Here is a 1169-nt window from a genome sequence, read left to right as displayed (position 1 = left end):
AAGGAAATCGAGCTTTCCGACAAGTTCGAGAACATGGGCGCGCAAATGGTGCGCGAAGTGGCCTCGAAGACCAACGACCTTGCCGGTGACGGCACCACCACCGCCACGGTGCTGGCCGCTTCGATCCTGCGCGAAGGCGCCAAGCTGGTCGCCGCCGGCATGAACCCGATGGACCTCAAGCGCGGCATCGACCAGGCCGTTGCCGCCGTGGTCAAGGAAGTCAAGGCACGGTCCAAGAAGGTCAAGTCCTCGGCTGAGATCGCGCAGGTCGGCACCATCGCCGCCAATGGCGACGCCACCGTCGGCGCGATGATCGCCAAGGCGATGGACAAGGTCGGCAATGACGGCGTCATCACCGTCGAGGAAGCCAAGACCGCCGAGACCGAACTCGACGTCGTCGAGGGCATGCAGTTCGACCGCGGCTATCTCTCGCCCTATTTCGTCACCAACGCCGACAAGATGCGCGCCGAACTGGAGGACCCTTATGTCCTCATCCACGAAAAGAAACTCGGCAATCTGCAGGCGCTGCTGCCGATCCTCGAAGCCGTCGTGCAAAGTGGCAGGCCGCTGCTGATCATCTCCGAGGACGTCGAGGGCGAAGCGCTGGCAACGCTGGTCGTCAACAAGCTGCGCGGCGGCCTCAAGGTCGCGGCCGTCAAGGCGCCGGGCTTCGGCGATCGCCGCAAGGCGATGCTGGAAGACATCGCCGTGCTAACCGCCGGCCAGATGATTTCGGAGGATCTCGGCATCAAGCTCGAAAACGTCACCATCGAAATGCTCGGCCGCGCCAAGCGCGTGCTGATCGAGAAGGACACCACCACGATCATCGACGGCGCCGGCACCAAGGCGACCATCCAGGCGCGCATCGCCCAGATCAGGGGCCAGATCGAGGAAACCACCTCCGACTATGACAAGGAAAAGCTGCAGGAGCGGCTGGCGAAGCTCGCCGGCGGCGTTGCCGTTATCCGCGTCGGCGGCGCCACCGAATCGGAAGTGAAGGAAAAGAAGGACCACATCGACGACGCGCTGAACGCCACGCGCGCGGCTGTCGAGGAAGGCATCGTTCCGGGCGGCGGCGTGGCGCTGCTGCGGGCGAGGTCGGCGCTCAAGGGCCTGACCGGCGCCAATGCCGATGTGACGGCCGGCATCTCGATCGTGCTCAGGGCGCT

The 1169-nt window shown here is 64.8% G+C and carries 1 protein-coding gene; it reads left to right on the top strand.

The window, feature by feature from the left end; all coding sequences use genetic code 11:
- On the top strand, positions 1-1169 hold a 1169-nt coding region (groL, locus tag AC04SI_RS33270; protein WP_488475726.1), incomplete at both ends, for a chaperonin GroEL.

This window comes from Mesorhizobium sp. CNPSo 4689 (assembly GCF_057784325.1).
This window is presented reverse-complemented; position numbering and strand designations above follow the sequence as displayed.